This window comes from Parapedomonas caeni (assembly GCF_041060555.1).
Classification (GTDB): domain Bacteria; phylum Pseudomonadota; class Alphaproteobacteria; order Sphingomonadales; family Sphingomonadaceae; genus CAUJIW01.
In genome coordinates this window covers 267,654-290,035 of the sequence record NZ_JBEUDS010000001.1, presented here as the reverse complement: position 1 = coordinate 290,035, position 22,382 = coordinate 267,654, and the positions used below count along the sequence as shown (strand labels likewise).

The window sequence follows — 22,382 nt, the reverse complement described above, 5'->3', positions numbered from 1 at the left end:
GTGAATCCAGCGTGCCAGTCGTCATCCGACTGCCGACGCCTGGCTCAGTCCCGATACTTGCTGATGACCTGTTCCAGCCCCCGGGTCAACGCCGCGCCGATGGCACCGCCGTCGCCCTTGATGCGGTCGCGGATCACCGCGCGCATGGCATCGATATGCGCCTTGATGATCTCGACATGGCTGTCGCGGATATCGTTGCGCAGCGTGGAAAAGCGATTGAGCGAGGTGGCGAAGGTGGTCACCAGCGGATAGCCGAAGGTACCGCCCTGCCCCTTGAGGTCGTGCGCCATCGCGGTGATCTGCTCGAACAGGCCGCGCCGCTGCTCCGGGGTGTCGACGCAGCGCCGGTGCAGTTCGTACAGCTGCGCGATCTGGTTGCTCACCCAGTCGGGGTAATCCTCGGCCATCTCCTCGAAGATCTTCTGCGCGGCCTCCAGCGCCGCGGTATCGATCTCGATGCCGCCGTCCATGCCGGAACCCAGGCCGGCGGTCTTGTCCTTCAGGCGGTTGCGCAGCCGGTAGAAGCGCACCTTGACGCCGGGTTTTGCCGCCTCAGCCATGGATGATCTCCACTTCCGGGCTCTTGTCGGTCAGGCTGCGACGGTCCTTGCCGTCGAACGGCAGGTTCTGGCGGCGCCGGTCCGGCCCGAAATAATCCCGCGTATGCACGAACTGCCGGTTCCGGTTGATGACGGCAATCAGCTTCTCGCCCAGCGTGCGGATGGTGAACGGCTTGGTCATCACCTCGTTGACGCCCAGCTCGCGCGCCTCCTGAACCCGGGCCCGCTCGGAATAGGCGGTGATCATCAGGAACGGCATGAAGCGGTCCGGGCTGTCCTTGTGCCGGCGCAGCCAACGCAGCAGCATGGCGCCATCGACCGGCGACATTTGCCAGTTCGACAACACCAGGTCGACGTTCATGGTGCCGGCACGCACCGGGTCTTTCTTGACCAGCTGGAGGAATTCGATGGCCCGGCTGCCGTCCTCGGCCAGCGACACCTGACCGACCCCGAGCACCTTGAGCGAATTGGCCAGAAGCGAGCGAATGAACGGACTATCTTCGACAACCAGCACACTCAAACGCTGTAAATCAAGCTTCATACCACCCTCGCCAGGACCGGTCCGCGACCGATCCGATGCTCCCCCCGGCCACGACCATGGCTAATTGGACTTAACCTATAAGCATCGCCGCGCCGGCGATGCAACTGGCGATGCGCGATGATGTTAAGAATGATTTCACTTCGACGCGACGGGGCAAACAGGCATTCCACGCCGCCCGCGGTCCGGGAGACTGGCTCAGCCGCAAGGTCAGGACATCACAACGAACAGGCCGGCGCAATGCGCGCGCAACGCCGCCAGTTCCGTCGCCAGGGCCTCGGCGACCGCCGGACGCGGCGTTGTTTCACGTTCGGCACGGGCCGCCAGCGCACCCAGCCGGCGCGCGCCCACGCTGTTGGCGGCCCCCTTCATCCGATGTGCCAGCGCGCGCCACTGCGAGATGTCGGCGGCATCGGCCATCGCCTTGAGTTGTATATCGAAGTTCTCAAGAAAATCGCTGAGGATCGAGAGCGTCAGCGCCGCGTCGTTGCCGGTCATTTCCAGCAGCACAAGGGAATCGAAAAGCGGCAGGCTGTCGCTGTCGGGCGTATCAGGGATCATCGACACATCTCTCCGGTGATTGACGCTGCGCCGGAATTCGCTAACGCTGCGTTAAGCGCCCGGTCTATGGACGGCCTCGGCCGCGCCGACCGTCCTCATCCCCGGCGTGTGTCCGTGCGTATCGCCGAAGTGTGGAGGCAAGGTGAACAGAGCCGCAGTCCAGCATCAGCCCGTCGAGATCGACGACCTGGCATCGCCGCCCGCGGCGACGGAGAACGTCTTGGCCACCAGTGACGAGGCGATCCAGCTCCGCTCCCGGGCATCGCGGCGCGCGCGACGACTGGAGCGGGCGCCGATCCTCATGGCCGCCCTGCTGTCCCTGGTGTGGCTGGCCGCGGTTGCCGCGACCATCCACCTGCTGCTGCGGTTCCAGCCCCCCGGCCAGCTCGGGCTCGACGACTACGCCGCCTATGCCGCCGGCGCCACCGCGCCGCTCACCGTGATCTGGCTGATCGCTTTCGCCGTCACCCTGCGCAAGGCTGCCGGCGCGCCGCGCATGGCGCTGGACGAGGTGATCGCCGCCGAAATGCGGCTGCGGCTCGCCGCCGACCGGCTGAAGGACGAACTGGCGGTGGTGGAAGCGACGCTGGCCAGCGCCGAGGACCGCACCGGCAGTCTCAACCAGCGCCTCGACGGTCAGGTCAGCGCGCTGGTCCAGGCCGCCGGCACCCTGCACAGCTCGGCGGACGCGGCCGATCAGCGGATCGACGCCGTGCGCGCCCATGTCGACGCCGCCGCGACCTCGCTCGCCGACGCCAGCCAGCGGATCGAGGTGGCCGCCAGCCAGGCCGCCGACCGGGTGGCCGAACTGCCCGCGACCCTTGATCCCGTCACCGGACGCCTGGACGGCCTTGCCCAGCGGCTGGAGGACGCCGGCGCGCTCGGCCGGGAACAGACCGAACTGGTGTCCAAGGCGCTCAACCAGCTGGTGATCCGCCAGCGCGACCTCAACGCCGGCCTGGCCGCCGTCGATCAGGCGGCGCAGGACAGCGAACGCCGTCTGGCCGAAGCCGGCACCGCGCTCGCCGACCAGGCGCGCGCCATCGAGCAGCGCGCCCATACGCTGGCGGAAAGCGTCAGTGAACGCGCCGAGGCCGCCGTCGGCTCGCTGAACGCGCTGCTGGACCGGGTCGCCGATGGCGCCAGTGCGACGCACCAGACCATCATGACCCAGAACGAGGCAATGGCGAGCGCGCTGGACGCGCTGCGCACCCGCTTCCTCACCACCAGCGAAGAGCTGCTGTCGGCGTTCCGCGACCAGGCCGGCGCCGTCGGGCTGGACATCGACGCCATTGCCGCCCGCTTCCAGGAGCAGCGCCAGGCCGCCCTGCGGGATACCGACGCCGTGCGCGACACCTGGCTGCGCACCCAGCAGCAGATCGCCGCCGGGCTGATCGAGCAGACACGGACGCTGGGCGACATCCAGCAGCGGCTGGGCACGGTGCTGGACAACGCCGGCGCCCTGCCCGACCAGCTCGCCCGTGGCGCCACCGCCACCCAGCAGCTGGCGACGATGCTGGATGGCGTCAACCACGACAGCGAGCGGCTGGCCCAGTCGGCCGACACCGCGCGCGAGCGGGCGCTGGCGGCGCGCGACGCCATGTCGGCGGCGGCGGCGCAGGCGGCAGCCTCGGCGGCGACGGCCAACACGCTGGGCGGGGCCGTCGCCCGGCTCAGTGACGCCGCCACCGCCACTCATGGCACGCTGGAGCGCCAGCAAGCGGACATCGAGGCCGCCCGCGCCAACCTCGAAACCATGGTGACCGCGCTGACCACCGCGCTCGCCGATGCCCGCGCCGCCACCGAACAGACGGCGCTGCAAGGGTCGGCGCATCTGCTGGAAACGCTGTCGCGGATCAGGATGCTGGCGACCCAGACCAGTGACGCCCTGCGCGGCAGTGCCGACGAGATCGTCACGGCGGCCGAAGCCGCGCTGGCCAAGCTCGACATCGATACCCTGCACGGTCAGCTGGTGACGCCGCTGAAACTGTCGGTGGCCGAGGTCGAGGCGGTCAGCCAGCGCGGCGTCAACGCCACCAAGGCCGCCGTCGGGCGGCTGGGCGACGAGGTCAAGCGCATCGACGCGCTGGCGACGGCCATCGAGAAACGGGTGGCCCAGACCGACGAGTATCTCGACACGCTGGCCCAGCAGGACTTGTCGCGCGCCGCCTCGCTGCTGATCGAGAGCCTGAACTCCGGCGCCATCGACATCGCCAAGATGATCGGCACCGAAGTGCCGGACACCGACTGGGACGCCTATCTCAAGGGCGATCGCGGCATCTTCGTGCGCCGGGCGGTGAAGCTGGTGGATCGCGGCGCCCGCGCCCAGATCAACAAGCTGTTCGAGAGCGAGCCGGAGTTCCGCGACCAGGTCCGCCGCTATGTCCGCGATTTCGAGCGGCTGATCGCGCGCGCCATGGCCGAGCGCGACGGCCAGCCGCTCAGCGTCGCGCTGCTGTCGTCCGACATCGGCAAGCTTTACGTCATCCTCGCCCAGTCGATCAGCCGCATCGCCTGACCTCATGCCTTCATGGCCGGAACCGCCGCACGCGGCGGCTTCCGCCGCTGTTGCCCGCCAGCCCTTGTTCGAGAAAAAACCGATGATCCCGCCCGCCACCCGCATCGCCCCGTTCTACGCCATCGGCATCGGCCAGACCGCCTACGCCATGCAGGCGCGCGGGGAATCGGTGGTGCACATGGAATTCGGCCAGCCCTCCACCGGCGCGCCGAAGGCGGCGATCGCGCGGGCGCATCAGGTGCTCGATGCCGATGGCCTGGGCTACTGGGAGAGCCCGGACCTCAAGGCGCGCATCAGCCGCCATTACGCGACCCGCTACGGCGTCGACATCGCCACCGGCCGCATTCCGCTGATCAGTGGCGCGTCGGGCGCGCTGGTGCTGACGTTCACCGCGATGTTCAAGCCCGGCGACACCATCGCCATCGCGCGGCCCGGCTACCCGGCCTATCGCAATACCTTGAACGCGCTGCACCTCAACGTGCTGGAACTCGATTGCGGCCCGGCCACCGGCTACAAGCTGACCGCCGCCCAGGTGGCCGCCCTCGACCCCGCCCCGGCCGGCCTGCTGGTGGCGAGCCCGGCCAACCCGACCGGCACCATGCTGACCCGCGACGAGCTGGCCGAGCTGGTCGATGTCTGTGCCCGCCGCAATATCCTGCTGATCTCCGACGAGATCTACCATGGCCTGACCTACGGCGCGCCGGCCCATTCGGCGCTGGAGATCACCAACGACGTCATCGTCGTCAACAGCTTCTCGAAATACTTCTCGATGGCCGGCTGGCGGCTGGGCTGGCTGGTGGTGCCCGAGGCGCAGGCGGAGACCTTCGCCACCTTCAACGGCAATCTGTTCCTGACCCCGCCCAGTCTGGCCCAGCACGCCGCCCTCGTCGCCATGGACCAGACGGCGGAACTGGAAGGCCATATCGAGAATTATCGCCGCAACCGGGCCTTGATGCTGGAGCGTCTGCCGCGCATGGGCATCAGCCGCATCGCCCCGCCCGATGGCGCCTTCTACATCTACGCCGACATCGGCCACCTGACCAACGACACGCTGGCCTTTTGCGAAAAACTGGTGCGGGAAACCGGCGTCGCGGTGGCGCCGGGCATCGACTTCGATCCGCTGGAGGGCAACCGCTTCGTGCGCTTCAGCTTCGCGGTGTCGACGCCGGAGGTCGACGACGCGCTCGGCCGGCTGGAACGCTGGCTGAAGGCCTGAGCCGGCGGGAACGCCGGGAGCGGTCGCCGGACCCGCCTCCCGCCCCGCGCTGTGGCGTGACTCGCCCCCACCCCGCCGTCATGGCCGGGCGTGACCCGGCCATCCACGCGAACACCGCCGGTACCGCCGGTGGCACCACCGTCCGCCCTTCGACGGGCTCAGGACGAACGGAAAGAAACCGCCAGACAGGGGCGGGCGGGCTGAAACCGCCGGCGCGTTACGGTCGCCGCACATAGATTTTTAAGACTACGCAAAAGCATCGAGGTCCGAAATCGCTTTTAAACGCCCGTACGGCGTTATTTTCCTATTCCGCTATCCAGGTAGCCGGCGGCCGGCAATTCACGTCCAGCATGCCCCTGCGTGGCGCCACGGGCCATGCGGTACGTCGGCCGACCCGGCCATCCTCCGCGAACACCGCCAGTACCGGACAGGGCCGCCGGCCATCCCCTCACCCCGCCGTTCATCCCGAGTCCGTCGAGGGGCCGAGCCCGTCACGGGGCGCGGTCGCGCCGCCCGTGCCGCCGCCCGTGGATCCCCGGGTCAAGCCCGGGGATGACGATGAGAGGTGGCGACAAGGGTCCGGGAGGCGCGATCCGCCTCCCGCCCCGCGCTGTGGCGTGACTCGCCCCCACCCCGCCGTCATGGCCGGGCGTCACCCGGCCATCCACGCGAGCACCGCCGGTGCCGCCGGTGGCGCCGCCGCCCGCCCTTCGACAGGCTCAGCACGAACGGACTGAAACCGCCGCTGGCTCAAGACGAACGGACTGGGACCGCCGCGGCTTTGCCAACGGACCGACCGGTAGCGACGTGCCCGGTGGCTACTTTTTCAGTCGGCTGGCGCATTTGGCGCGGAACTTCGCCACCTTCGGCCCCACCACCGCCGCGCAATAGGGCTGGTTGGGGTTGTGGGCGAAATAGTCCTGATGATAGCCCTCCGCCACCCAGAACGGCGCCGCCGGCACCACTTCGGTGACGATGGGATGCGGCCAGCTGGCCTGGGCCGCCGCGATCGCGGCCACGGCCGCCGCCTGCTGCTCGGGCGAGTGATAGAAAATCGCCGAACGGTATTGCGGGCCGACGTCGTTGCCCTGGCGGTCCGGCGTCGTCGGGTCGTGGATGTGGAAGAACACCTCCAGCAGCTCGTCGTAGGTGATCACCGCCGGATCGAAGCGGATGCGCACCGCCTCGGCGTGACCGGTCAGCTTGCCGCACACCTGTTCATAGCTCGGGTTGTCGACGTGGCCGCCGGTGTAGCCCGATTCCACCGACTCCACGCCTTGCAGCGCGTCGAACACCGCCTCGATGCACCAGAAACAGCCCCCCGCGAGCGTCGCGGTTTCCAGCATCCCGGTCCCTGTCGTCATCGCGTGTCCCTCCTGACTGCCGTCACTGCGCCGCCTGCATCTGCGTCGGCGCCTTGTAGGTCAGCACCGGCTGACGCGCCGCGCGGGTCTCGTCGAGTCGCTGTACCGGCGCGAAGTGGGGCGCCCCGGTGAAGCGCTCCTTCTCGCCACGCCGGGCCGCCGCCGCCAGCGCCCGCATCGCCATGATGAACTCGTCGAGCGCGGCCTTGCTCTCGGTCTCGGTCGGCTCGATCAGCATCGCGCCATGCACCACCAGCGGGAAGTACATGGTCATCGGGTGATAGCCCTCGTCGATCATCGCCTTGGCGAAATCGAGGGTGGTGACGCCGGTGTCCTTGAGGAAACCGTCATCGAACAGCGCCTCGTGCATGCACGGTCCGGCAAAGGCCGGGCTCATCACGTCCTTCAGGCGGGCGAGGATGTAGTTGGCGTTGAGCACCGCGTCCTCCGCCGCCTGCATCAGCCCGTCGGCGCCGTGGCTCAGCATGTAGCTGGCCGCGCGCACGAACATGCCCATCTGGCCATGGAAGGCGACCATGCGGCCGAAGGTCTGGCTGGCGAAATGCTCGTCGCCCTCGCCGCGATGCTCCACCAGCTCGAAGCGGCCATGCGCCTTGTGCACGTAGGGCAGCGGCGCGAACGGCGCCAGTGCCTCGGAGAATACCACCGGCCCCGCGCCCGGACCGCCGCCGCCGTGCGGCGTCGAGAAGGTCTTGTGCAGATTGATGTGCATGGCATCGATGCCGAGGTCACCCGGGCGCACCTTGCCGACGATGGCGTTGAAGTTGGCGCCGTCGCAGTAGAAATACGCGCCCGCCGCGTGGGTGGCCTCGGCGATCTCGATGATGTCGCGCTCGAACAGGCCGCAGGTGTTGGGGTTGGTCAGCATGATCGCCGCCACGTCCGGCCCCAGCCGGCTTTTCAGCGCCGCCAGATCGACCCGGCCATCGGCGGTGGCGGGAATATCCTCCACCTTGTAGCCGCAGAAGGCCGCCGTCGCCGGGTTGGTGCCGTGGGCGGATTCCGGGCACAGCACCACCTTGCGCGCGTCGCCCCGCGCCTCATGCGCCGCGCGGATCGCCATCAGGCCGCACAGCTCGCCATGCGCGCCCGCCTTGGGGCTCATGGCGACCGCCGGCATGCCGGTGAGCGTCATCAGCCAGTGGGCGACGAGGTCGATCAGCTCCAGCGCGCCCTGCACCGTATCCTGCGGCTGCAACGGGTGGATGTCGGCGAAGCCCGGCAGGCGGGCCATTTTCTCGTTTAGCCGCGGGTTGTGCTTCATGGTGCAGGAGCCGAGCGGGAACAGCCCCATGTCGATGGCGTAGTTCTTGCGCGACAGCCGGGTGTAGTGGCGCACCGCCTCCGGCTCGCTGAGCCCCGGCAGCTCGATCGGCGCCAGCCGCTCAAGCCCGCCCAGGCGGGAGGTGACCCTGGGCGGCACCGGCACATCGACGCCCGAGCGGTCGGTGCGGCCGATCTCGAAAATCAGCGGCTCGTTAAGGTCGAGGCCCTTGTGGCCGGTGAAGGTTTCTGGTGTGGCGGTGTCCGCCGCGTCACCCGCGGCAGTGGGACGGCCCTGACGGTTCAGCATGACAGCAGCTCCTCAAACCCGCGCACCAGCGCGTCGATGTCGGCATCGGTGGCGGTTTCGGTCACCGCCAGCGTCACGCCGTTTTCCAGCCCGGCGACGCCGGGGTACAGCCGATCCAGCGCGACGCCGGCCAGCACGCCCTTGTTGCCAAGGTCGCGCACCACCGCGCGCGAGGGTCGGTCGAGCAGCAGCGTGAACTCGTTGAAGAAGGCGCCGTTGACCAGCCGCACGCCCTTCACCGCCGCCAGCCGCTCGGCGACCTGCACGGCGCGGGCGTGATTGTAGCTGGCAAGCTGACGCAGCCCGGCCTCGCCCAGCAGGCTCAGGTGAATGCTGAACGCCAGCGCACAAAGCCCTGAATTGGTACAGATATTCGAGGTCGCCTTCTCGCGGCGGATATGCTGCTCACGGGTCGAGAGCGTCAGCACGAAGCCGCGCCGGCCGCTGGCGTCCACCGTCTCGCCGCACAGACGCCCCGGCGCCTGGCGGACATGCTTTTCGCGGCAGGCGAACAGGCCGAGATAGGGCCCGCCGAAATTGAGCCCGACGCCGATTGACTGCCCCTCGCCGACCACGATGTCCGCGCCCATGTCGCCCGGCGCGCGGATGGCGCCCAGCGACACCACTTCCGTCACCACCACCACCAGCAGCGCCCCCTTGGCGTGGCAGGCGGCGGCGAGGTCCGACAGATCGGCGACATGACCGAACAGGTTGGGGTTCTGCACCACGACGCAGGAGGTGCGCTCGTCGAGCTCCGACAGAATCCAGTCGAGATCATCGCCGGGGCGACCGTCGGTGAGTTCGGGCGTCCCGATCAGCAGCGTCTCGTCGGAGAACTGGGTCAGCGCCCTGGCGACGTCGACATAATGGGGATGCACGCCGGCGGAAATGATGGCGCGGGTGCGCCTGGTGACACGCTGGGCCATGAAAATGGCCTCGGTCATCGCCGTCGAGCCGTCGTACATCGAGGCGTTGGCGACTTCCATGCCGGTCAGCCGCGCCACCTGGCTCTGGAACTCGAACAGATACTGCAGCGTACCCTGGGCGATTTCCGGCTGATACGGCGTGTAGGAGGTCAGGAACTCGCCGCGCTGGATGATGTGGTCGACACTGGCCGGCACATGATGCTTGTAAGCGCCGCAGCCGATGAAAAACGGCGTCGCGCCGGCGGCCCGGTTCTTCGCCGCCATGGCGCCCAGCAGCCGCTCCACTTCCAGCTCGGTCATGTGATGGGGCAGCCCCTCGACCGGCGACGTCCGCAGGGCCGTGGCCGGCACGTCGCGGTACAGCGCGTCGATGCTGTCGACGCCGATGGCGCCCAGCATCTCGCGGCGGTCGACATCCATGTGCGGCAGATAGCGCATTATCCGTGTCTTTCACTCACGTCCGGCGCGCCCGACGCGCCGGCGTCATTGATCCCGTGCAAGCCTCAGCCCAAGGTGGCGACGTAGGCCTGATAGGCCGCCGCATCCATCAGGCCTTCCAGTTCGGCCGGATTGGCAAGCGCCAGGGTCAGGAACCAGCCGTCGGTCTCGGCCGCGCTGTTGACCAGCGCCGGTTCGGCTTCCAGCGCGTCATTGACCGCCGTCACGGTGCCGGACACCGGGGCATAGACTTCCGAGGCGGCCTTCACCGACTCGACGACCGCCGCCTCGTCGCCCTGGGCGACAGACTTGCCCACCGCCGGCAGTTCGACGAACACCACATCGCCCAGCTGGCTCTGGGCATAGTCGGTGATGCCGACGGTGCCGTTGGCGCCCTCGACGCGCACCCACTCGTGATCCTTGGTGAAATAGACGGTCATGATTTACCCCTGAGCTTGGGAGGTGGAACGAACATAGCGGTGCGGCACGAACGGCATCGGCACCACCGTCGCCGGCAGCGGCTTGCCGCGCACGTCGATGGTCAGCGCGGTGCCGTCGGCGGCGAAATTGCTGTCGACGAAGGCCATGGCGATCGGCCCGCCCACCGAGGGCGCGAAGCCGCCGCTGGTGACGGTGCCGATGGTGACGCCATCATTGGTGAGCACCGCCGCGCCCTCGCGCGCCGGCTGACGGCCGTCGAGCTTCAGCCCGACCCGCTTGCGCTCGGCGCCGTTGAACAGCTGGTCGAGCACCACCTCGCTACCGATGAAGCCGCCTTCCGCCTTGCGGCGCTTGGAGATGGCGAACGCCAGATCGGCCTCGATGGGCGTGATGTCCGGCGCGAGATCATGGCCATAAAGCGGCAGGCCGGCCTCCAGTCGCAGCGAATCGCGGGCGCCCAGGCCGATCGGTTTCACGTCCGGCTGGTCGAGCAGCGCCCGGGCCAAGGCCTCGGCCGCGTCGGCGGGCACGGAGATCTCGAAACCGTCCTCGCCGGTGTAGCCTGAGCGGGAGATCCAGGCGCTGGCGCCGCCGAGATCGAAACGCCCGGCGGTCATGAAGGTGAGTGCGGCGACCCCTGGCGCCAGTCGCGCCAGTGCGTCGACCGCCTTGGGTCCCTGCAGCGCGAGCAGCGCCCAGTCGTCGCGATAGTCGACGGTCACGCCGCGCGGCTCCAGCTGCGCCTTGAGGTGGGCGATGTCGGCCGCCTTGCAGGCGCCATTGACCACCAGCAACAGGTCGTCGGCACGACGGGTGATCATCAGATCGTCCAGCACGCCGCCGCTGGCATTGAGCAGCAGCGAATAGCGCAGCCGGTCGAGCTTGAGGCCCTGCACGTCGGCCGGCACCACCGCTTCCAGCGCCTGATCGACATGCGCGCCGGTCAGCACCACCTGGCCCATGTGCGAGACGTCGAACAGCCCGGCGGACTCACGGGTCCACAGGTGCTCGGCCATGATGCCGGCGGGATACTGCACCGGCATCGCATAGCCGGCGAACGGCACCATGCGGGCGCCGAGCGCGACGTGGAGGTCGTACAGCGGGGTTTTCAACAGGTCGGCCGGGGTATCGCCCACGCGGGAATCTCCATGACAGGTCGTGATCGCCCGGATGGACGACCCTGCCCCCTCTGTCACGGAACCTGAGAGCTTTCACGGCACCGGCGAACCGGGCCGCTTACCCCTTCGGTGATCCGCACAGGCCGGGGCCCGGGCGGATGCTTTCCAGAGTGCTGCTACGCGTACGCGGTCCTTTGGCCTGAGAGATTCCGGGGCGGTTGCTCCTTCGGCGCCGGCCCTTGTCGGACCGGCCTCTCCCGCGCGTGCGTCGGATTGCTCCGCAGCGCCCCCACTACTAAGAGTCGTCGCCGATCTGTCAATCAGGAAGCGCGACGCGCCTGGCCTCAGCGGGTGATGTTGTAGAGCACGTCGCTGTCGGCGAGCTGGAAACCCACCAGCACCTCGAACGAGGCGGCCTTGGGGGCGGCGTCCATGAACACGTCCTCGGGATTTTCGTCGCGGCGCTTCTTGTCCGGCTTGGGCGGCAGCGCGGCGAGCGCCGCCGCGCGGTCGATGTTGGCGCGCACTGTCTCAACCGTTTCGGCCCGCAGCTGACCGGCCGGGAAGCGCACCGTCGCCTGATAGACCTGCTTGGAGATCAGCTGGTTGCCGCCCTTCACCACGGCGACGAAATAGGGCAGCGTCACCGTCTGCTCAGACCCGGCCGCCGGGCGCTGGGCGCCGATGGTGATGCGCAGGTTGCTGGCTACCGGGTCCGCGCCTTCGGTGCAGTTGTTGGTGAGGCCGGTGATGGCCGCGCTGGCGACCATGGCGTCGGCGTTCCGGCTCTCGGGCGGCGAGAACAGGGTCATGGTCCCGGCGCTCTTGGCCACCGCATGGGCCGGGCACAAGGTGCGCGTGATCTTGAGCGGATTCTTCTGACACCCGGCCAGCAATACAACCGGCAGGGCCGCCATCAGGGCCAGACGCACAACCTTCACCGACGATCTCCTCTTTCACGGCAACGCCGACAAGCTCTAGGCGGCTGTGGCGGCAAACACAAGAAGGCCGGCCGGCGCCTGGGCGCCGGCCGGCCTGTCTGGCCGTCCGTTGGACGAAAAATCCTAGCTGAGCTTCCAGGTGATCGGCACCACCAGGCTCATGCCGTTGCCGCTCGGCGGCGCCGGGAAGTTGCCGATCTTGGTCATGATCTTCTCGGCCTCGCGGTTGAGAATATCCGACGAGGTCGGCTGCACGACTTCAACAGCGGTCACCTTGCCGCTGGCGTCGAGCGTCACCTTCACCTTCGCGGTACCCTCTTCCTTGCGGACCTGGGCCGAACGGGGATAGCTCTGGTTGTCGGCGATCAACTGGGCAACCTTCTTCTGCCAGTCAGCGCCCTGAGCGAACGACGGCGCCGCGACACCGGCCACGGCAGCGAACACCACGGCTGCACCCACCAATTTGTTCACACAATTCCGGACCATTTTCAGACCTTCCTGATTCTTCAGTTGAATTCGTGAGCTTTTGCTCTGTTCCACACCTCACGCCGAAGCGCATGACACGGCCTATGTAGCAATCAGGGGTAAACGATCGGTTGACGAAACGGTTTGTTGTCGGATCGCTATTGAACAAAAACAGCGATAATTCGCGTCAAACGATAAATCGGTTCTAGCGGTCGAGGGGCAACGCCGTGCGATAGACGATCGGCCGCAGGGCAAAGCTGGTGGTCACCTGGGAAATGCCGGCGATTCGCGTCAGCTTCTGCCGCAGGAAATCCTCGAACTCCGCCAGCGACCCCACCAGAAGGCGCAGCTGGTAGTCGCTCTCGCCGGTCATCAGATAGCATTCCATCACTTCCGGGAAGCGCTGCACCTCGGCTTCGAAGCGCTGGAGATGATGATCATCCTGCTGGTCGAGTCGAACCCGCACGAATGCCGTCACCGACAAACCCGCCGTCGCCGGATCGACCAGCGCCACATAGCCGGAGATGACGCCCGCCGCTTCCAGTGCCTTGACCCGCCGCAGGCACGGGCTGGGCGACAGCCCCACCCGGTCGGCCAGCTCCTGGTTGGTCAGCCGGCCATCGGCCTGCAAGGCCTCGACAATGCGGCGATTGATAGGGTCTCGCAGGATTTCAGCCACAATACACCCACATACGTAAATTTATTGGCAGATCATGCCACAATACAGGCAATACTGAGCCATCTTTGGCAGGATTTTCCCACCCCTTCCAGCTTATTGTCAGGCCGCGTGCTGCGTTGCCGAAGCGGGAGATCTGTATGAGCGTTGACCTGATCGAGTCGGACATTGCCATCCTGGAAGCGCTCGACGCGCGCCTGCGCTGGCTGTCCGCCTGGACCATCCACAACGCCAATCACCTGCGCGACAGCCGCGACGGCCTGAAGGTCGGCGGCCACCAGGCCTCCTGCGCCTCGATGACCGCCATCATGACGGCGCTCTATTTCCATGCCCTGCGCCCCAACGACCGGGTGGCGGTGAAGCCGCACGCCGGCCCGGTGCTGCACGCCATCCACTATCTGCTGGGTCACCAGAGCCTCGACCAGCTGCAGCGGTTCCGCGGCCTGGGCGGGGCCCAGAGCTACCCCAGCCGCACCAAGGACGCGATCCCGGTCGATTTCTCCACCGGCTCGGTCGGCCTCGGCGTCGCCATCACCGCCTTCGCCAGCCTGGTGCAGGACTATCTCATCGCCCACGGCCAGCTGCCCGAGTCGGAGGCCGGCCGGATGATCGCGCTGATGGGCGACGCCGAGCTGGACGAAGGCAACATCTACGAGTGCCTGATCGAGGCCTACAAGCACGACATCCGCAACTGCTGGTGGATTGTCGACTATAACCGCCAGTCGCTCGACGCCACCACCGCCGACCGCATGTTCGGCCGCTTCGACGACATCTTCCGCACCTGCGGCTGGCGGGTGCTGACGCTGAAACACGGCCGGATGCAGCGCGAGGTGTTCAAGCGTCCCGGCGGCCAGGCGATCGCCGACTGGATCGACGCCTGCCCCAACGCCGAATATGCCGCGCTCACCTATCAGGGCGGTGCGGCGTGGCGGGCGCGCCTGCTGGCCGACCTCGGCACCAAGGGCCCGACCGCCAAGCTGATCGCCAGCTTCGACGACACCGAGCTGGCGCGCCTGATGACCAACCTCGGCGGCCACTGCCTGGAGACGCTGCTGGAGGCGTTCAAGGCCGCCGACGACGACAAGCCGACGCTGTTCATCGCCTACACCGTCAAAGGCTACGGCCTGCCGTTCGCCGGCCACAAGGACAATCACGCAGGCCTGATGACGCCATCGCAGATCGAGGGTCTGCGCGAGTCGATGGGCATCCGCCCCGGCGAGGAATGGGAACCCTGGGCCGGCATGGGCGACAACGCCGCCGCCCGCGCACGCGCCTTCATCGCCGGTTCAGCACTGGCCGTCCCGCCACCGCCGCCGGTGGCCGCCCCCGTCCCCCTGCCCGCCCGGCTGCCGGTGCCCGAGGGCGCGGAGCAGTCGACCCAGGCCGCGTTCGGGCGCATCCTGCTCGATCTCGCCAAGTCCGGCGAGCCGCTGGCGGACCGCATCGTCACCACCTCGCCCGACGTCACCGTCTCCACCAACCTCGGCGCCTGGGTCAACCAGCGCGGTCTGTTCCGCCGTCAGGAACTCGCCGACGTGTTCCAGGCCGCCCGCATCCCCTCGGTGCAGAAATGGCGCGGCGACGGCGCCGGCCAGCACGTCGAGCTGGGCATCGCCGAGCACAACCTGTTCCTGATGCTGGCCGCCATGGGGCTGGCGGCGCCGCTGTTCGGCACCCGCCTGATGCCGGTGGGCACGGTCTATGATCCGTTCATCGCCCGTGGCCTCGATGCGTTGAACTATGGCTGCTACCAGAACGCCCGATTCCTGCTGGTGGCGACGCCCTCGGGCCTCACACTGGGCCCGGAGGGCGGCGCCCACCAGTCCATCAACACGCCGCTGATCGGCATGAGCCAGCCGGGGCTGACCAGCTTCGAGCCGGCCTTCGCCGACGAGCTGGCGCTGGCCATGGGCTGGGCTTTCGAGCACATGCAGGCCGAGGATGGCGGCGCGGTCTATCTGCGGCTGTCGACCCGCGTCATCGACCAGCCCCGGCGCATCGACGACAGCTGGCAGGCTGATGCGTTGAACGGCGGCTACTGGCTGAAGCCGCCGGCGCCCGGCGCCAAGGCGGCGCTGGTCTATTGCGGCGTCATCGTGCCGGAAGTGCTGCGCGCCTGGGAGGCGCTGGCCGACGACGTCAAGGGGCTGGGCATCCTCGCCGTCACCTCGCCGGACCTGCTGCATCGCGGCTGGAGCGCCCGGCGCGCGGCCCGCTGGACCGGCAAGCCGGTGGCGCCGTCGCACATCGAGAAGCTGCTGGCGCCGCTGGCGCCGGATGCCGGCCTGGTCACCGTCATCGATGGCAGCCCGGCGGCGCTGTCCTGGATCGGGGGCGTCAAGGGCATGCGGGTGAGCCCGCTGGGGGTCGATCGCTTCGGCCAGACCGGCGACCTGCCGGACCTCTACCGCACCTACCGGCTCGACGCCGATGCCATCATCGACGCCACGGCCGAGCTGTTCCTGACCGCCTGACGGATCAGCCCGCACGCCAGTCCCCCCGCCCGGACGGCGTGCCGGGTGACTCGCAAGCCGGCGATGGATTTCCGCTGGCGATGCGTGTAACCAGCGGCTAGCGCGGCCCCGTAGCTCAACAGGATAGAGCACCTGCCTTCTAAGCAGGATGTTGCGTGTTCGAGTCACGCCGGGGTCGCCACTGGTGGCGCCGCGCCTGCGGCATTCCCGCCACAGCGCGGGGGCGTGATCGCCCACCCCCCGTCATCGCCGTACGGGACTGCTTGACCGCTCGCACCGCTTCGATGAAGTCTGGGACCGACAGCGTGATCGCCCTCCCCCGGCAACCACGTCGCGGACACGTTTCATTCGGAGCATCTCCCATTCGCGCCATGTTGATCGGTCGGTTCTTCCTCGCGCTGCGGCTGGCGGCCGGCCGGCCGCTACCCGAGGGCGGGGCAACGCAGGGCATCGGCGTCTGGCTGCCAGCGGTCGGGCTGGCGCTCGGCGTGCTGATCGCGGTGACGGTGCGAATCGCCATGAGTATCGATGTCTGGTTCGCCGCGCTCGCCGGCCTGGTCGCCTGGGTCGGGCTCAGCGGCGCCCGGCCGCTGGCGGGGCTGGCCACCATCTGCCGCGCCCCCGGCGACGACGGCGCCCCCGGCGCGCCGCCGGTCGGCAGCATCGTCGTCACCCTGGCGATGATCGCGATGCTGATCCTGCTGATGCTGCTCAGCCTGCACGGCGGCTGGTGGAGTCTGGCGCTGCTACTGGCCTGGGCGCGCTTCGCGCCGCTGATGTGGGTGACCTCGCTGCCGCCCGCCGCCACCGAGAACGCCGAACCCGCGCTTGCCGCGTGGGTAGTGGACCCCGCCCAGCCGACCCGCTGGGCGGTGGTGCTGTTCATCGCCAGCCTGGTGGTCAACTGGGCCTTGCTCGCCGCCCCCATCGCCATCGTCGGCTGGCGGCTGTGGATGAAGCGCCGGCCGGTGACTGGCGCACCCGGCGGCCTCACCGTCGAGCGGTTGTTCGCCGGCATCGTGCTGGTCGAACTGGCCAGTCTCGCCTGCGTCGTCGTCCGCCTGATGATGGCCGATTACGGCGCCTGACGCGCCGGCTCGGCAAGCGTTGCCTCGCACGCGCCCACCAGCAACGCTTCCGCGCCACCGTCGCCACCGGTGCTGCCATCGGCACGCAGCAGCGCGATGCGCCGGCGGTAGTTGAAGCCGGCCAGCGGCAGCCGCGCCACCGCCGGGTGGCGGTAGCTTTCCGGCATCACCGTGACGCCGAGCCCGGCACCGACCATCGCCAGCGCCCGCTCGTCGTTGACTGTGCGGAAGGAGAAGCGCGGCCGTACATTGCGGTCGGTGAAATAGCGGCTGGTCTCCGACAGCACCTCGCAGCGCTGGCGCACGATCATCGCCTCGGTCATCAGGTCGGTGGCGGTGAGCATCGGCCGGCCCGCCAGCGGGTGGGCGCGCGGCAGTGCCAGCGCATAGCCTTCCTCCGGCCCCAGCAGCAGCACCCCGCCGGGGTTCTCGCCGCGATCCAGCGTCAGCGCATAGTCCAGACTGCCGTCCTTCAGCCGGTTGGCGATCTCCTGCTCGGTGCCCTCGACCAGCTCCAGCGGCGGGGCGCCCGCCGCCACCAGCCGGGCCACCAGATCGGCCGCCAGCGCGCCGGGGATGGTCAGCAGCAGCCCCAGCCGCACCACCGGCGCCCGCTCGGTCTCGGCCGCCTCGCGGGCCGCCAGGTTGCACAGGTGCAGGATCTCGTGGGCACGCACCAGGAAGCGGCTGCCGGCATCGGTGAGGAACACCCGCCGCCCGGCGCGCTCGAACAACGCCACGCCGAGCACCGCTTCCAGCTTGGCGATGCCGGCCGACAGGGTCGGCTGGGTGATATGCAACGTCGCGGCGGCCTTGGTGAAACCGCCGGCCTCCACGACGGCCAGGAAATAGCGCACCAGATAGAGCTCAATCATAGATGTCATCTATCTCAAACGCCGGATAATATCAATTTTACCTATGCCACGCCCGGCGGTAAGACGGGTGCCCTGAGGGAGAGAGCCATGGCCACGTCCAACGTCATTCCGATTTCTGGCGCCGCGCCGGCCCGTCCCGGCGCCTGGCTGAAGGATCTGGTGGCCGAGCTCAAGGCCCGCACCGCCGAGATCGCCCTGGGCGGCTCGCCGGAGGCCCGCGCCAAGCATGTCGGCCGTGGCAAGCTGCTGCCGCGCCAGCGCGTCGAGCGGCTGCTCGACCCCGGCACGCCGTTCCTCGAACTCTCACAGCTCGCCGCGTACCAGGTTTATGACGACGACGTGCCGGCGGCCGGCATCATCACCGGCATCGGCCGCGTCCACGGCCGGCTGTGCATGATCGTCTGCAACGACGCGACGGTGAAGGGCGGCACCTACTATCCCCTGACGGTGAAGAAGCACCTGCGCGCCCAGGAAATCGCCCGCGAGAACCGCCTGCCCTGCCTCTATCTGGTGGACTCCGGCGGCGCCAACCTGCCCAACCAGGACGAGGTGTTCCCCGACAAGGAGCATTTCGGCCGCATCTTCTTCAACCAGGCCAACATGTCGGCGGCCGGCATCCCGCAGATCGCCGTCGTCATGGGTTCCTGCACCGCCGGCGGCGCCTATGTGCCGGCGATGTCCGACGAGACCGTCATCGTACAGAACCAGGGCACCATCTTCCTCGGCGGCCCGCCGCTGGTGAAGGCGGCGACGGGCGAGGTGGTGTCGGCGGAGGATCTCGGCGGCGGCGACGTCCATGCCCGCACCTCCGGCGTTGTCGATCATCTGGCCCGCGACGATGCCCAGGCGCTCGACATCGCCCGCAAGATCGTCAACACCCTGCCCGACCCGCGCCTGCCCGACGTGGCGCTGCGCGCGCCGCTGCCACCGAAGTTCGCGCCGGAGAGCCTGTACGAGGTCATCCCGCAGGATGCCCGCACCCCCTTCGACGTGCGCGATGTCATCGCCCGGCTCGTCGACGATTCCCGGCTCGACGAGTTCAAGCCGCTCTATGGCCAGACGCTGGTGACGGGCTTTGCCCACCTCTGGGGCATGCCGGTGGGCATTATCGCCAACAACGGCATCCTGTTCGCGGAATCGGCGCTGAAAGGCGCCCACTTCATCGAGCTGTGCTGCCAGCGCAAGATCCCGCTGCTGTTCCTGCAGAACATCACCGGCTTCATGGTCGGCCAGAAATACGAGAACGCCGGCATCGCCAAGGACGGCGCCAAGCTGGTGACGGCGGTGGCCACCGCCGCGGTGCCGAAGATCACCGTCATCATCGGCGGCTCGTTCGGCGCCGGCAACTACGGCATGTGCGGCCGCGCCTATGCGCCGCGCTTCCTGTACATGTGGCCCAACGCCCGCATCTCGGTGATGGGCGGCGAACAGGCGGCGAGCGTGCTGGCGACGGTGCGGCGCGACAACATCGAGGCCAAGGGCGGCCAGTGGCCGGCGGCGGAGGAAGAGGCGTTCAAGGCGCCGATCCGCGAACAGTACGAACACCAGGGCCACCCCTATTATGCCAGCGCCCGACTGTGGGACGATGGCATCATCGACCCGGCCGCCACCCGCGACGTGGTGGGCCTGAGCCTGGCGGCGGCGCTCAACGCGCCGGTGCCCGAGACGAAATTCGGCCTGTTCCGGATGTGAGGAGGATCAGATGAGCGCCCTTCTCTATCAGATCGACGAGCGTGGCGTCGCCCATGTGACGCTGGACCGCCCCGAGCTGCACAACGCCTTCAACGAGGAACTGATCGGCGCCCTCACCGACGCCTTCACCGACATCGCGTCCTCAAGCCGGGTGCGGGTTGCCGTGTTGCAGGGCAACGGCGCCTCCTTCTGCGCCGGCGCCGACCTCGACTGGATGCGCCGGGCGGCCCATTTCGACGAGGCGCATAATCTGAAAGACGCCCAGGCGCTTTCCGACATGCTGAACGCCATCGACGCCTGCCCGAAGCCGGTGATCGCCGCCGTCAACGGCGCCGCCTACGGCGGCGGCGTCGGGCTGGTCGCCTGTGCCGACATCGCCATCGGCACCGCCCGGGCGAAATTCATGCTGAGCGAGGTGAAACTCGGCCTGACACCGGCGACCATCTCGCCGTTCGTCATGCGCGCCATCGGCAGCCGCAACGCCCGGCGCTATTTCCTCACCGCCGAAATGTTCACCGCCGAGGCCGCCCGCGACATGGGCCTGCTGCACGAGGTGGTGGCGGACGATGCCGCGTTGCCGGCAGCGGTCGACGCGAAAATCACCACCCTGCTCGCCAACGCGCCGGGCGCCGTCGCCGAGGCCAAGGCGCTGGTGCGCGATTTCGGCCAGCTGCCGGTGACGGGCGAGGTCCGGGCCGAAACCGCGCGGCGCATCGCTGCCCGCCGCGCCTCGCCAGAAGGCAAGGAAGGCCTGTCGGCCTTCCTCGACAAGCGCAAACCGAGCTGGGTGCACTGATGCGTCGAATCCTGATTGCCAACCGCGGCGAAATCGCCCGCCGCATCATCCGCACCGCACGCCGCATGGGCATCGAGACGGTGGCCGTCTATTCCGACGCCGACGCCGGCGCGCCGCATGTGCGCGAGGCGACGCTGGCGGTGGGCATCGGCCCGGCACCGGCGGCCGAGAGCTATCTCAAGATCGACACCATCATCCAGGCCGCCGCCAAGACCGGCGCCGACGCCATCCACCCCGGCTACGGTTTTCTGTCGGAAAACGCCCAGTTCGCCCAGGCCTGCCACGACAACGGCCTGATCTTCATCGGCCCGCCGCCGTCGGCGATCCGCGCCATGGGGCTGAAGGACGGCGCCAAGAAAATCATGAAACAGGCCGGCGTGCCGGTGGTGCCGGGCTATCAGGGCGAAGACCAGAGCCTCGACCGGCTGGAACGCTCGGCCCGGGCGATCGGCTATCCCATTCTCATCAAGGCGGTGGCCGGCGGCGGCGGCAAGGGCATGCGCCGCATCGACGACGGATCGGAATTCGCCGACGCGCTGATCGCCGCCAAGCGCGAGGCCGGTCGCGCCTTCGGCAACGACTCCGTGCTGCTGGAGAAATACCTCACCAAGCCGCGCCACGTCGAAGTGCAGGTGTTCGCCGATGCTCACGGCAACGTCGTCCACCTGTTCGAGCGCGACTGCTCGCTGCAGCGGCGTCACCAGAAGGTGGTCGAGGAAGCACCGGCGCCTGGCCTGCCGGAGGCACTGCGCCAGGCCATGGGCGAGGCAGCGGTGAAAGCGGCGCAGGCGATCGGCTATGTCGGCGCCGGCACCGTCGAATTCATCGTCGACGTCTCCGAAGGCATCGACCGGGCGCCGTTCTATTTCATGGAAATGAACACCCGCCTGCAGGTCGAGCATCCGGTGACCGAGTTCATCACCGGCTATGATCTGGTGGAATGGCAAATTCGCGTCGCCCGCGGCGAGGCGCTGCCGGCGGCGCAGGCCGACATCGGCATCAACGGCCATGCCGTCGAGGTGCGCCTGTACGCCGAGGATGCCGAAGGCGGCTTCCTGCCCTCGACCGGCCGACTGGACAAGCTGGAGCTGCCGCAGCGCACCGGCGTGCGAGTCGATTCCGGCGTCGAGCAGGGCAGTGAGATTTCCATCCACTATGACCCGATGATCGCCAAGTTGATCGCCCACGGGTCGACCCGTCAGGTCGCCATCGACCGGCTGATCGCCGCGCTGGACGAAACCATCGCCGAAGGCCCCAAGACCAACCGTGCGTTCCTCGCCCGGCTGATCGGCCACCAGGCGTTCCGGCTCGGCGACATCGACACCGGCTTCATCGAGCGCCACCTCGCCGACCTCAAGCCGGTCAACGATCTGCCGGACCGGTTGCTGGCGCTGGCGGCACTCGCCGCCACGACGCCGCGTCAGGCACCCACCGGCACCTCGCCATGGGAGGCGCTGGGCAGCTGGCGGCTCAACCTGCCGCACCAGCAGAGCGTCGACTTCTACTTCGAGGGCGGCGCCAAACGCTCGCTGACGCTGACGCGCGGCGAGGACGGCGCGGTCACGGTCACCGGCATCGACGAGGAACTGGTGGCCTCGCCCGCCTGGCGGTCGGCACATCAGTTCGAGGCGGATTTCGGCGGCTCGCTGGCGCGGGCGACCGTCCTGCTCGATGGCCCGGCGATGGAATTGCGCACCGCGGGCCAGACCTTCCGGCTCAACCTGCGCGAGGCCAGCCTCGACAAGGGCGAAGCCGTGCCGCGCGATGGCCGCATCAAGGCGCCGATGCCGGGCAAGGTGTTGTCGGTGTTCGTCAAGCCGGGCCAGAGCGTCCAGGTGGGCGATCGCCTGCTGGTGCTGGAAGCGATGAAAATGGAGCATCGGCTGACCGCGCCGGCCGCCGGCACCATCCGCGCCGTGCATGTCGGCGATGGGGACCAGGTGGCGGATGGCGGCGTGCTGGTCGAGATCGAGATGGAGGCCGGCTGACGCCCGGCATTCAGGCCGTTTGTCCCGAGCCCGTCGAGGGATGAGCAGCCACAGCGACGTCTGAAGTCGTCCCTCGACCGAGCTCGGGACGAACGGGGTAGATAGGAACACGG

The 22,382-nt window shown here is 68.6% G+C and carries 19 protein-coding genes, 1 tRNA gene and 1 riboswitch; of the genes, 8 read left to right on the top strand and 12 right to left on the bottom strand.

Annotated elements, in window-relative coordinates; translation table 11 throughout:
• Positions 1–44 precede the first annotated feature (44 nt).
• From ABU113_RS01135 to ABU113_RS01125, 3 genes are all read right to left on the bottom strand, one after another.
• Entirely contained in the window at positions 45–560 is a 516-nt protein-coding gene (locus ABU113_RS01135) for an Hpt domain-containing protein (RefSeq protein WP_454557624.1), read from the bottom strand.
• Entirely contained in the window at positions 553–1,101 is a 549-nt protein-coding gene (locus ABU113_RS01130) for a response regulator (RefSeq protein WP_454557623.1), read from the bottom strand. The genes ABU113_RS01135 and ABU113_RS01130 overlap by 8 nt, the downstream gene beginning before the upstream one ends.
• A gap of 207 nt (positions 1,102–1,308) precedes the next feature.
• Positions 1,309–1,659, bottom strand: a complete 351-nt coding sequence (locus ABU113_RS01125; RefSeq protein ID WP_454557622.1) for an Hpt domain-containing protein — start codon at positions 1,657–1,659, stop codon at positions 1,309–1,311.
• A gap of 142 nt (positions 1,660–1,801) precedes the next feature.
• Between ABU113_RS01125 and ABU113_RS01120 the strand changes: the two genes are divergently transcribed.
• Complete coding sequence (locus ABU113_RS01120) at positions 1,802–4,177, top strand: hypothetical protein (RefSeq protein ID WP_454557621.1); 2,376 nt, start codon at positions 1,802–1,804, stop codon at positions 4,175–4,177.
• A gap of 82 nt (positions 4,178–4,259) precedes the next feature.
• Entirely contained in the window at positions 4,260–5,393 is a 1,134-nt protein-coding gene (locus ABU113_RS01115; protein WP_454557724.1) for a pyridoxal phosphate-dependent aminotransferase, read from the top strand.
• An 818-nt stretch (positions 5,394–6,211) separates the two neighbouring features.
• On the opposite strand, the gene msrA is transcribed toward ABU113_RS01115, so the two are convergent.
• From msrA to ABU113_RS01075, 8 genes are all read right to left on the bottom strand, one after another.
• Positions 6,212–6,757: a peptide-methionine (S)-S-oxide reductase MsrA gene (msrA, locus tag ABU113_RS01110; protein WP_454557620.1), complete on the bottom strand. Its 546-nt coding sequence runs from the start codon at positions 6,755–6,757 to the stop codon at positions 6,212–6,214.
• Positions 6,758–6,779: 22 nt separating this feature from the next.
• On the bottom strand, positions 6,780–8,351 hold the full coding sequence (gene gcvPB / locus ABU113_RS01105) for an aminomethyl-transferring glycine dehydrogenase subunit GcvPB (protein ID WP_454557619.1): 1,572 nt from the start codon (positions 8,349–8,351) through the stop codon (positions 6,780–6,782).
• Entirely contained in the window at positions 8,345–9,715 is a 1,371-nt protein-coding gene (gene gcvPA / locus ABU113_RS01100) for an aminomethyl-transferring glycine dehydrogenase subunit GcvPA (protein ID WP_454557618.1), read from the bottom strand. Before gcvPA ends, gcvPB begins: the two co-directional genes overlap by 7 nt.
• Positions 9,716–9,780: 65 nt before the next feature.
• Positions 9,781–10,155 (bottom strand): glycine cleavage system protein GcvH, encoded by a 375-nt coding sequence (gene gcvH, locus ABU113_RS01095; RefSeq protein WP_454557617.1) that lies wholly within the window; start codon positions 10,153–10,155, stop codon positions 9,781–9,783.
• A 3-nt stretch (positions 10,156–10,158) separates the two neighbouring features.
• On the bottom strand, positions 10,159–11,292 hold the full coding sequence (gcvT, locus tag ABU113_RS01090) for a glycine cleavage system aminomethyltransferase GcvT (protein WP_454557616.1): 1,134 nt from the start codon (positions 11,290–11,292) through the stop codon (positions 10,159–10,161).
• Between the two features lie 159 nt (positions 11,293–11,451).
• A riboswitch (glycine riboswitch) is annotated at positions 11,452–11,544 on the bottom strand.
• A gap of 74 nt (positions 11,545–11,618) precedes the next feature.
• Positions 11,619–12,215 (bottom strand): hypothetical protein, encoded by a 597-nt coding sequence (locus tag ABU113_RS01085; protein ID WP_454557615.1) that lies wholly within the window; start codon positions 12,213–12,215, stop codon positions 11,619–11,621.
• Between the two features lie 123 nt (positions 12,216–12,338).
• Complete coding sequence (locus ABU113_RS01080; RefSeq protein WP_454557614.1) at positions 12,339–12,686, bottom strand: energy transducer TonB family protein; 348 nt, start codon at positions 12,684–12,686, stop codon at positions 12,339–12,341.
• Positions 12,687–12,885: 199 nt separating this feature from the next.
• Positions 12,886–13,359 (bottom strand): Lrp/AsnC family transcriptional regulator, encoded by a 474-nt coding sequence (locus ABU113_RS01075; RefSeq protein WP_454557613.1) that lies wholly within the window; start codon positions 13,357–13,359, stop codon positions 12,886–12,888.
• A gap of 137 nt (positions 13,360–13,496) precedes the next feature.
• Here ABU113_RS01075 and ABU113_RS01070 point away from each other — a divergent pair, with 137 nt between their 5' ends.
• The 3 genes from ABU113_RS01070 to ABU113_RS01060 all read left to right on the top strand — a co-directional run bounded on the left by ABU113_RS01070 (position 13,497) and on the right by ABU113_RS01060 (position 16,918).
• A complete protein-coding gene (locus tag ABU113_RS01070; protein WP_454557612.1) occupies positions 13,497–15,830 on the top strand; it encodes a transketolase in 2,334 nt (777 codons plus the stop codon).
• A 104-nt stretch (positions 15,831–15,934) separates the two neighbouring features.
• Positions 15,935–16,011, top strand: a tRNA-Arg gene (locus tag ABU113_RS01065).
• A gap of 190 nt (positions 16,012–16,201) precedes the next feature.
• Positions 16,202–16,918: a hypothetical protein gene (locus ABU113_RS01060; RefSeq protein WP_454557611.1), complete on the top strand. Its 717-nt coding sequence runs from the start codon at positions 16,202–16,204 to the stop codon at positions 16,916–16,918.
• Here ABU113_RS01060 and ABU113_RS01055 read toward each other — a convergent pair.
• Entirely contained in the window at positions 16,906–17,793 is an 888-nt protein-coding gene (locus ABU113_RS01055) for a LysR family transcriptional regulator (protein ID WP_454557610.1), read from the bottom strand. The two genes, ABU113_RS01060 and ABU113_RS01055, sit on opposite strands and share 13 nt — an antisense overlap.
• Before the next feature lie 87 nt (positions 17,794–17,880).
• Here ABU113_RS01055 and ABU113_RS01050 point away from each other — a divergent pair, with 87 nt between their 5' ends.
• Genes ABU113_RS01050 through ABU113_RS01040 form a run of 3 tightly spaced genes read left to right on the top strand, consistent with a single transcriptional unit; the run spans position 17,881 to position 22,269 of the window.
• The gene (locus ABU113_RS01050) at positions 17,881–19,485 is read left to right on the top strand and encodes a carboxyl transferase domain-containing protein (RefSeq protein ID WP_454557609.1); all 1,605 of its coding nucleotides are present in this window, start codon (positions 17,881–17,883) and stop codon (positions 19,483–19,485) included.
• Between the two features lie 10 nt (positions 19,486–19,495).
• Positions 19,496–20,281: an enoyl-CoA hydratase-related protein gene (locus ABU113_RS01045; RefSeq protein ID WP_454557608.1), complete on the top strand. Its 786-nt coding sequence runs from the start codon at positions 19,496–19,498 to the stop codon at positions 20,279–20,281.
• Complete coding sequence (locus ABU113_RS01040) at positions 20,281–22,269, top strand: acetyl/propionyl/methylcrotonyl-CoA carboxylase subunit alpha (protein WP_454557607.1); 1,989 nt, start codon at positions 20,281–20,283, stop codon at positions 22,267–22,269. The genes ABU113_RS01045 and ABU113_RS01040 overlap by 1 nt, the downstream gene beginning before the upstream one ends.
• Positions 22,270–22,382 lie beyond the last annotated feature (113 nt).